Raw genomic sequence first — 10,178 nt, 5'->3', positions numbered from 1 at the left:
AAAATCCTGAGCAACTTTTTGTTGCTCAGGTACTTAAAAAGTTTAATTTATAATAGTGTTGCGGAATTAAGGATTATTAAGCCTGACCGGATGGGGATACGGATGTTTTTGAGGACAAAAACGATTTTTATATATTTTTCTTCATTTTCTTTTAGGGTAATTTCTTCTTGAGTCGTTTCTAATAAAACAGCATAGAATATGAATCCTGAATTATTGCAAAAATATATAGCCGGAAATGCTACTGAAGTCGAAAAGCAGCGTGTGACCGGATGGATACAGGAAAATCCTGAGAATATGCGTGAATATATGGCACAACGGAAGTTGCATGACATGGCATTGTGGCGTACGGAACCTGTGGCGGAGGAGAATAGCCGGGAAAGGAAACATTTCTCGTTACGCGGAATATGTATGGAAGCTGCCAAGATAGCAGCGGTATTGGCGATCGTCTTGTTGGGTACACATTATTGGACAGGAAAACATCAGGTACCGGAAGACAAAACATGGCAGTCCATTTATGTGCCGGCGGGCCAACGGGCGGAATTGATGTTGGCGGATGGTACGAAAGTCTGGTTGAACTCACGCAGTACCTTGACTTTCCCGGGAAGTTTCAAAGGGGATATCCGAAATGTGAAATTGGATGGTGAGGGTTACTTTGCGGTGACAAAGAATGTGGAACAGCCTTTTATTGTAGAGACGAACAAATGTAATGTGAAGGTGCTGGGTACAGAGTTCAATGTAATGGCTTATGCAGCGGATAGCGTATGGGAAACTTCTTTGTTGGAAGGTGCTGTCGAAATTTTAGTGCCCGGTTCGAATAACAGTGGAATGAGGCTGGAACCGAACACGATGGCCAGCTTGAAAGGCAACAGACTGGTAAAAGGACGCATCAAGGAGGCCGATTATTTTTTGTGGCGTGAGGGCTTGCTTTGTTTTAATGATATATCCGTACGTGATATGATAGAGAAACTGAAACTGTATTATGGGGTGGATATTGTGGTAAATAATACCCGGATTTTAAAGAACCGTTATACAGGTAAATTCCGCACGAAAGATGGGGTGGAACACGTACTGAAAGTTTTGAGACTCAATAATAAGTTTACTTATACAAAGGATGATGAGACGAATGTGATAACAATTAATTAACCCTTAAAAGAGAATATGCCTATGAAATAACACACATGGTCTAAAAAGGAAATGGGATAGTGCTGCAACACCATCCCATGGAAACGTCAATTACGTATTGACAATTTTTTTCTCAAATAATCTTAAGTTGAACCTAAAATTAGTAATGCAAATATATGAAAAATATTTTGTATCAGGAATCTATTGTAGAAATTAAACATTTATTCCGTATGATGAGAAACACACTCTTAGCCCTGTTTGTCTTTGCCGGAACAGCTTTTGCCACTGAGTCTTATTCTCAGACAATGAAGGTGACTGTTGTGGCGGATAACATGTCAACAGGCAAGGTAATCAGTGAAATAGAAAAACAGACAGATTATCTGTTTGTATATAATGTAAACGAGGTGAATCTGAAGCGCAATGTGAAGGTGAATGCGCAAAATAAATCTGTAGCCGAAGTGTTGAATAAGGTTTTTGAAGGTACTGATATTTATTATGCCATGGAGGGTAAGAATATCATGCTGATGAGCAAGGCGAAAAATGGGGAAGTTGCCCAACAGGCAAATAAGGTGACAGGTATTGTGAAAGATACGAATGGCGAGCCGATAATCGGTGCCAATGTCACGGTGAAAGGTCAGTCAATAGGTACGATAACAGATATAGATGGGCGGTTTGTGTTGGATGCCCCGAAAGATGCCGTTTTACAGATTACGTATATTGGGTATGTTTCTCAAGAAGTGAAAGTTTCTGGAAAGAAAGAATTTACCATCGTATTGAAAGAAGACACCAAGACCTTGGACGAAGTGGTCGTTGTTGGATTCGGCACACAAAAGAAGAGTGATTTAGTAGATGCTATTAGTATGGCTACAGCTAAAGAACTTGAAGCACGTCCTGTTAGTAGTGCTTTAGAAGCTTTGCAAGGTTTGGTACCTGGATTAAACATCTCAATAGCCTCAGGGCAAGTTCTGGATGAAAGTACCAATATATCAGTGCGTGGAACTGGTACAATAGGGAAAGGGTCTAATGGTAGTCCACTAATTTTAATTGACGGAATGGAAGGTGATATTACAACTATTAATCCACAGGATATTGAGAATGTAACAGTACTGAAAGATGCAGCTTCTTCTTCTATTTATGGCGCACGAGCACCTTTTGGAGTGATTATGGTGACAACGAAAAGTGGAACGGAAGGTAAAACGACTGTAAATTATAATAATAGTTTTCGGTTAGGATCTCCTATAAATTTACCGAGTATGATGGATTCATACTCATTTGCCAATTTATATAATGAAGCAACAATAAATGGTGGTGGAAAGCAATACTTTTCAGATGAACAAATGCAGAAAATGCTTGATTTCCAATCTGGAAAAATCACTTATAGTTTGGAACCTGATTCTGGTAATCCTAATATTTGGGGAGGTCCTTCCATGTATGGATTTGCTAACACCGATTGGTATAAAGAAGTTTATAAGGATAAAAACATATTTTCGCATGAACACAATTTAAGTGCAAGCGGTGGAGGGAAAAAGATGAATTACTACATTTCAGCTAATTATCTGAATCAAAACGGATTATTACGTATTACCAATGATGGAAAAGAACGTTATACATTAAATGGAAAAATTAATGCATTTTTAACTGATTGGTTAAAAATAAAATTCAATTCACGTTTTGCACGTACTGAGTCTTTTGGCCCCAGTGCCCAACAAGGAACGACTATTGGTATGAGTTGGCCTAATGCACCGGTATATGATCCTTTAGGCCATCCATCAGGAACCATAGCTTTAGGACTGGTAGATAGCGAAGGTGGAGAAAGCAGAATAACAAAAGACCAACATTATTATCAATTAGGATTAACTTTTGAGCCCATCAAAAATTGGATTACAAACGTGGAGTTGAATTATAGCATTTTACAATATAACAAAAAAAAGGCTGAAATTGCTTGTTACGAATATGACGTACACAACCAACCTATAAAATCAGGTCAATATTCAAAATTGGAACAAAAGCAAAGGAAAGAAGACTATTTAAACTTGAATATTTATAGTGAGTATTCCTATTCGTTTAATAATGCTCACAATCTGAAATTGATGGGCGGTTTTCAGATGGAAGAAATGAAAGAACAATCTCTGAAAGTACAGAAAGCCGGTTTGTTAATAGACGAACTGCCAGAATTTGATTTATCAACAGGTGTTGATGGTAATGGCGAAGTACAAATGCCATCTATCAGTGGCAATTCCCAAAGGTGGGCAACTGTAGGTTTCTTTGGACGCTTAAACTACGATTATAAAGGAAAATATTTAATAAAAATAAGTACTCGCTATGATGGAAGTTCTCGTTTCCGTCGTGAAAATCGTTGGGTACTTTCTCCTTCTTTTTCAGCAGGATGGAATGTGGCTAGAGAAAACTTCTGGAACAATTTGCAAGATAAAATCAACACCTTCAAATTACGTATATCCTATGGATCTTTAGCAAATCAAAATACATCTGATTGGTATCCAACTTATCGTTTAATGGAATTAGGTTTAAGCAATGGTGGCTGGTTACAAGATGGAACCAAGCCCAATACAGCTACAATTGGTGGATTAATATCTTCAACATTAACTTGGGAGAAAGTCAAGTCATGGAACGCAGGATTTGATTTAGGTATGTTTAACAATCGTTTTAACGCAAGTTTTGACACTTTTGTTCGTTACACAAAAGATATGGTAGGTCCGGCAATTTTGTTACCTTCAACTTTAGGAACCTCTGTTCCTAATGCCAACAATTGTGATTTGCGCACAAAAGGATGGGAATTATCTGTTACCTGGAGAGACCATTTAAATAATGGCTTGAATTATGGTATTACTTTAAATTTATCTGATCAAATAACAATTATTGATAAATATCCGGGAAATGATGGTCACAAAATTTCAGTAGGAAACAACAGCTCTTTTATTGAAGGACGTAGAATCGGAGAAATTTGGGGATATGAAACTATCGGTATTGCAAAATCTCAGGCAGAAATGGATGCGCATTTAGCTTCACTACCTAATGGTGGTCAAAGGACTTTGGCTGCAGAATGGAAAGCCGGGGATATTATGTATAAAGATTTAAATGGAGATGGTAAAATCAGTTCAGGTGCGGGAACATTAGAAGATCATGGTGATTTAAAATATTTAGGTGACAACCAATCGCATTATTTATTTGGTATAGATATTAATGCCGATTGGAAAGGATTCGACTTTCGTTGCTTTTTCCAAGGTGTATTGAAACATAACGTATGGCAAAGTGATGGTTATTTTTGGGGTGCCTATAATAATGTGTGGAAATCATATGGTATGAAAGAACATGCAGATTATTTTCGTGATGCTCCCGTGGGACTTCCCGGTCAAGAACTACCAGCAAATCTGAATTCATATTACCCACGTCCTATTTTTGGTTCAGATAATAAACGTAACCAACAATGTCAAAGCCGTTATTTATTAAATGCTTCTTATATCCGTCTAAAAAATCTTCAATTAGGATATACTTTACCTAATACCTGGGTTAGCAAATTAGGTATTGATAAATGCCGTGTATTTGTTTCAGGAGAAAATTTATGGACTGGTACCTCATTAAGCGATTTATTTGATCCAGAAACTGTAACGACAGGTAGTGGTAATGCCTATCCTTTGTCAAAGACATGGTCATTTGGCTTAAGTTTAACTCTTTAAAATGTAATAAGATGAAAAAAAATACTTTATACACAATATTGCTTACATTTGTTTTAGGATGGGGAGCAACTTCATGTAATGATTTCTTGGACAGTGAACCCTTGTCTAAGATCTCTCCAGAACAATATTTTACCGATGCTTCGCATTTACAAGCTTATGCCGATAAACTCTACTCTGACATATTACCTTCACATGGTAAAGGAATGGGGCTATTTAGCGATGCGGGTACAGACAATCAAGTAGCTCGCAGTGCAGAAGATCGCTATGGAACAGGATACTGGAGAGTTCCTAATGAAGATGATGACAATTGGAATTTCAGTAGAATATATAAAATTAATTTCTTTTTCGACCAAGTGCTTCCTAAATTCGGAGAGAATCTGGATGGAACTCAAAATACAATAACCGGTACATTAGAAGATATCCAACATTACATTGGTGAGATGTATTTTTTACGTGCCAGTGAATATTTTAAAGCATATCAGAAATTCGGTGATTTTCCAATAATAACTCGTCCCTTAAATGATAATAAAGAGGAACTTGTAGAGGCTAATAAAAGAAGTCCGCGCAATGAGGTCGCTAGGTTTATTTTGTCCGATTTAGATAAAGCGGCAGCACTATTGGAACATAAAATGATGAAAACGACTCGAATTAATAAAGATGTTGCCTTATTACTAAAATCTCGCGTTGCTTTATTTGAAGGTACTTGGCTAAAATATTTTAAAGGAAGTGCTTTCGTTCCACAAGGTACAAATTGGCCGGGAGCATCTAAAGAATATAATGCGAACTACCAATACCCTTTGGGAAATATTGATGAAGAGATCACTTGGTTTTTAGAGCAGGCTATGAAAGCGTCTTATGAAGTAGCAGAAAAATATAAGGGGAAATTAACACAGAACACCGGACGACTACAACAAGATGCAAATGAGCCCATAAATCCATATTACGAAATGTTTGCCCAAGAAGACTTGTCCGCAGTGCCCGAAGTTTTGCTTTGGCGTCAATATTCTCAAGCTTTGTCTGGACATAACACATGCCTGAATGCAGCAATGGCCAATGCAAGTATTGGAGTAACAAGAGGATTTGTACAAAACTTCTTAATGAATGACGGTCGTCCTGTCTATGCGCATACTTCATCATATGCAGAAGCAGGTGGTGACTATAAAGGAGATCAAAATATTGCCGATGTTCGTACTAATCGTGATAACCGTTTGACCTTATTTTTAAAGGAACCGAATCAAAAAAATGTACTCTATTTTGAATACACTCAAACTTCTGGTGGTTGGGAAGTAGAACCACTTCCACAAATATTAAATAATGACGGGTTAAGACATGCCACCACAGGTTATCTCTTTAGAAAAGGAGCTTCCTTTCATAACTCTATGCGAGTAGACAGTAAAAACAGTACAGCATGTCCCAGCTATAGGGCTACCGAAGCATTATTGAATTATATGGAAGCCAGCTATGAGCATACCGGAATTTTAGATGCTTCCGCTCGCGAATATTGGATGCTTCTTAGACAACGAGCTTATATCAACGGACCGTTGGAAAATACAATCAACAATACCATTATGGAAAAAGAAGCAGAAAATGATTGGGCTGCTTACTCTGGAGGGAAATTAATAGATGCTACGTTATACAATATACGTCGTGAACGTCGATGTGAATTCTTAAGCGAAGGATTACGTTACATGGATCTTTGTCGCTGGCGTTCTATGGATCAATGGTTAACTAAAAAATATCTAGTGGAAGGTTTCCATTTATGGAATACTCCAATGGAAAATTACTACATAGACGCTCAAACCGGAAAATCCGAATTAGTTGCTGACCGGTCTGATAAAGCTAATGTTTCCCCTCAATCTATCAGTGAATACCTTTGTCCTTTTGAAATAAGTAACGAACAAAAAGGAGCTGGGGGATTAGTATGGCACAAGGCGCATTATTTATATCCGTTACCTATTGATCAATTCCAGTTAACGGCTCCTGACAATCAAACTATTTCAGATTCTCCGTTATATCAGAATCCATATTGGCCTGCCGTTCCAGATGAAGGAGCAGAACAATAACATAAGATTATCACAATAAAAATAACAAAAAGGGATTACTCGAAAAGTTTATCCCTTTTTATTTGAATTTAAAAATAAAATGAAGAAAATATTTCTATTATTGGTGTTAGCGTCATTTTGGGCGAACGTTGTGGCTGGTACTTCTATAAAAACTTTGATGGACATGCCACATTTTTATCCTGTTAGAGAACGATTGTTCACGCAATCTCTGAATGGTACATGGAAAATAAAAATAATTAAAGGACTGGAAATTCCTACAGATTATCATCGTTGGAAAGATAATGATTATGATGACAAGAAATGGGATAATATTATAGTACCAGGTAATTGGGAAACACAAGGCTTAAAATTTCCTGAATATGGAAAAGACTTAGAACCATATACCGGACTGTATCGTACTACCTTTAAATACAATCCTACATGGGAAAAAAAGCATGTTATTTTACGATTTGATGGTATTTATTATGGATACAAATGCTTCATTAACGGCAACAAGGTTGGAGAATGGGGAAGTGCCACGAACTTATGCCAGTTCAATATAACCCCTTTTCTCCACAAAAATAAAGAGAATGTACTTTGTGTGCAGGTAAACACCCGCCCAATGGGCTGGTTATTTGATACAAATGACTGTTGGTCTTTGGGGGGAATAACGCGAGATGTCGAACTTTTCACTTTAGATGATGTCTATTTGGAAGATGTAACGTTTACTTCAAACATTACACCAAACTTAGATGCACTTATCCATATTCGCGTCAATACAGGACGCTTTAAACAAGAAAATAATGACTATAAACTAAATGTCTCTTTAACAGATACACAAAATAATCATGTGCTTAACTTTAGCCAAAATATAAAAAAGGACAGTTCGGTATTTAACTTTAGAGGAGAGATTAAAAATCCCCAATTATGGACTGCTGAAACACCAAATCTTTATAGACTAGAGGTTTGTGTAGTCGATGCAAAAGGATATGTTGTTCAAAGGTCGAATGAAAATGTGGGAATTAGAGACATTCATATAGACGGGTTTAATCTAAAAATAAATCATAAACCTGTACTTTTAAGAGGAGTTTGTTTAAATGAAATTGATCCCAAATTGGGTCGGGCATTGACCTATAAAGAACGTCGTCAGCAATTAGAGATGATAAAAGCTGCTAATATTAATTTTATTCGTACTGCGCATTATCCATTTAACCATGAATTTTACGAATTGTGTGACGAAATGGGTTTTTATGTATGTAATGAAATACCATTTGGTTCTCGTGGTGCAGCATATCTTAAACAAGAAGAATATCTCCCAAACCTAAAAGCTAGAGCAGATGCAACTTTAAGGCGTGATAAGAACCATCCTTCAGTCATTATTTGGTCATTAGGTAATGAAAATCCTTATACTCCTATTGTTGAGGAACTTCTAAAGTTCGTAAAAGAAAAAGATCCAAGCCGTCCACGCGGATTACCGCAAAAGGTCAGCGACTTCATGAATTTTGCGAGCAATCCAAGTGAAAATGTGGATGTTATAATGGGACATTATTTAAGTGATACCCGCATTGACCAAGCTATTAAAATGACAAAAAAGCCTATAATACATACAGAATATGCCCATTCATTAGGTCTTGCATTCGGTGACTTTGAAGCTAAATATGATAGAATATTGCGCGAAGAAAAAGTAATTGGAGGATCAATATGGTGTTGGAGCGATCAAACCATTATGACTTTAGGAGATACACAAAAGAATCACATTCTAAAAAGTGTATGGGCAGATTCCCTTCGATTTATAGACAGTTATGGAAGATCAGAAGTTCCTGAAGGAAAATCAGAAATTTGGAAAGAGGCAGCTGATGGAATTGTTTACGGTGACGGCTATCCACAGGAGGATTATTTTCAAGTACGAAAGGTATATTCTCCGATTGTTGTCAAGACAAAAAAATTAAACGGGAAATTGGGGGTTGCCAATGACTTTAACATCGAAGTAGAAAATCGCTTTGATTTTATATCTTTAAATGGATATAAAATCAAATGGAAAATTTGCAATGTGAAGAAAATTGTAGAACGGGGAGAGGTATGGCTTCACATCCCTCCTAGAAAATATGCCACAATTCCTCTTAGAAGTACATTACCGGACTCTGTAGACTTTAATGACTTGATGCTATGTCTAGAAATTACTGATTCATTTGAAAAAGCTGTATATGAAAAGAATATACCTATTCTTTTAGATAATAAGAAAGATTATTATTCATTTATAAAATCATTACCTCGGGCTCAACTAATACAATCTGAGATTTCTAAGACTAAGGCTTATATTCAAACAGAAAATTCATCCTTTTCAATTTCAAATAAAGGAATAGTAACAATAACAGATAGTAAAAGAAAAGTAATAATCAAAAGTCCCTTATTTCTTCGGGTGGGAAGGCCTCTCACGATAACCCTTGATTACTTGACCCAAAAAGATAAGTATTTTTGGGAACCATATATTTTAGAACCAATTGTAGAGAAATTTAAAGGAAGAAAAACTCAAAATGGTATACAAGTAAAACTTTATTGTCGTTGGCACCGAAACGGACAAAAAAAACAATATGTGTCTGGCATAGTAAATATATCTGTATCAGATAATGGAGTAATACAATCGGATTATTGTTTAACTCCATCCAGCGGTGCCGACGGTTATTTTCTGGAATGCGGGCTTACATTAAAATTAGATTCTATTTTTGACACGTTCCGTTGGCTCGGTGAAGGCCCCTTTACATATACTCCAGGTAAGACAATGTATAATAAACGTAATTGTTGGGCACTTCATAAAAATGACCTTCGCTTTATTGGTAATCGTGGGCTTGTAGATATAGCAGTAGCAACAGATAAGCAAAGAGGAATTGGTTTATGGAGTGACAATGGCAATATTGGAGTGGAAAATATAAATGGATCTATCTATATTTCTCAAAATGCAATTGTTACCGGATATGGTTCCAAATTCACAGCTCCCCAAAAAAGAAAGACAATGGATAATTTAAAAGAAATAAAGGGTACATTACTATTATTTATTGACGATCCTATGTATCCGATATCCTTTTGGGAATCCATATTTAAGCCATATCAAACGATTGTTCCTGAACAACCTTATATGAAATCATATGGTTGGTAGAAATATGCTATGAGTTATAATACAAAACCGAGACTTTATAACTTTTGTATCAACAGTCATAGCTGCATGTTAGTTATTATTCTTCAAAAACAAAAAAATAAAAGAACATGATGAAATATTTACTATTCTTGTTGTTCCTCTTATTGAAAGCAGGAACAGCCACAG

The 10,178-nt window shown here is 36.4% G+C and carries 4 protein-coding genes; all 4 read left to right on the top strand.

Annotation, left to right across the window (positions count from 1 at the left end; translation table 11 throughout):
* Positions 1 to 198: 198 nt before the first annotated feature.
* Positions 199 to 1,143, top strand: coding sequence for a FecR family protein (locus tag AB5935_RS22240; RefSeq protein WP_007836555.1), 945 nt, complete (start codon positions 199 to 201; stop codon positions 1,141 to 1,143).
* 155 nt (positions 1,144 to 1,298) lie between these two features.
* On the top strand, positions 1,299 to 4,817 hold the full coding sequence (locus tag AB5935_RS22235; protein WP_038611326.1) for a TonB-dependent receptor: 3,519 nt from the start codon (positions 1,299 to 1,301) through the stop codon (positions 4,815 to 4,817).
* A gap of 11 nt (positions 4,818 to 4,828) precedes the next feature.
* Positions 4,829 to 6,880 (top strand): RagB/SusD family nutrient uptake outer membrane protein, encoded by a 2,052-nt coding sequence (locus AB5935_RS22230; RefSeq protein ID WP_038612593.1) that lies wholly within the window; start codon positions 4,829 to 4,831, stop codon positions 6,878 to 6,880.
* A 79-nt stretch (positions 6,881 to 6,959) separates the two neighbouring features.
* Positions 6,960 to 10,013: a glycoside hydrolase family 2 protein gene (locus tag AB5935_RS22225; RefSeq protein ID WP_051926307.1), complete on the top strand. Its 3,054-nt coding sequence runs from the start codon at positions 6,960 to 6,962 to the stop codon at positions 10,011 to 10,013.
* Positions 10,014 to 10,178 lie beyond the last annotated feature (165 nt).

The organism is Phocaeicola sp. RTP21198st1_B8_RTP21198_201120 (genome assembly GCF_040929485.1).
Lineage (GTDB): Bacteria > Bacteroidota > Bacteroidia > Bacteroidales > Bacteroidaceae > Phocaeicola > Phocaeicola dorei.
Note: the sequence above shows the minus strand (reverse complement) of the source record. Positions and strands in the feature narration are given on the sequence as shown.

Excerpts from the sequence above, each read along its gene's own strand:
- AB5935_RS22225 (WP_051926307.1), top strand. The coding sequence starts at position 6,960 with ATGAAGAAAATATTTCTATTATTGGTGTTAGCGTCATTTTGGGCGAAC.
- AB5935_RS22235 (WP_038611326.1), top strand. The coding sequence starts at position 1,299 with ATGAAAAATATTTTGTATCAGGAATCTATTGTAGAAATTAAACATTTA.
- AB5935_RS22240 (WP_007836555.1), top strand. The coding sequence starts at position 199 with ATGAATCCTGAATTATTGCAAAAATATATAGCCGGAAATGCTACTGAA.
- AB5935_RS22230 (WP_038612593.1), top strand. The coding sequence starts at position 4,829 with ATGAAAAAAAATACTTTATACACAATATTGCTTACATTTGTTTTAGGA.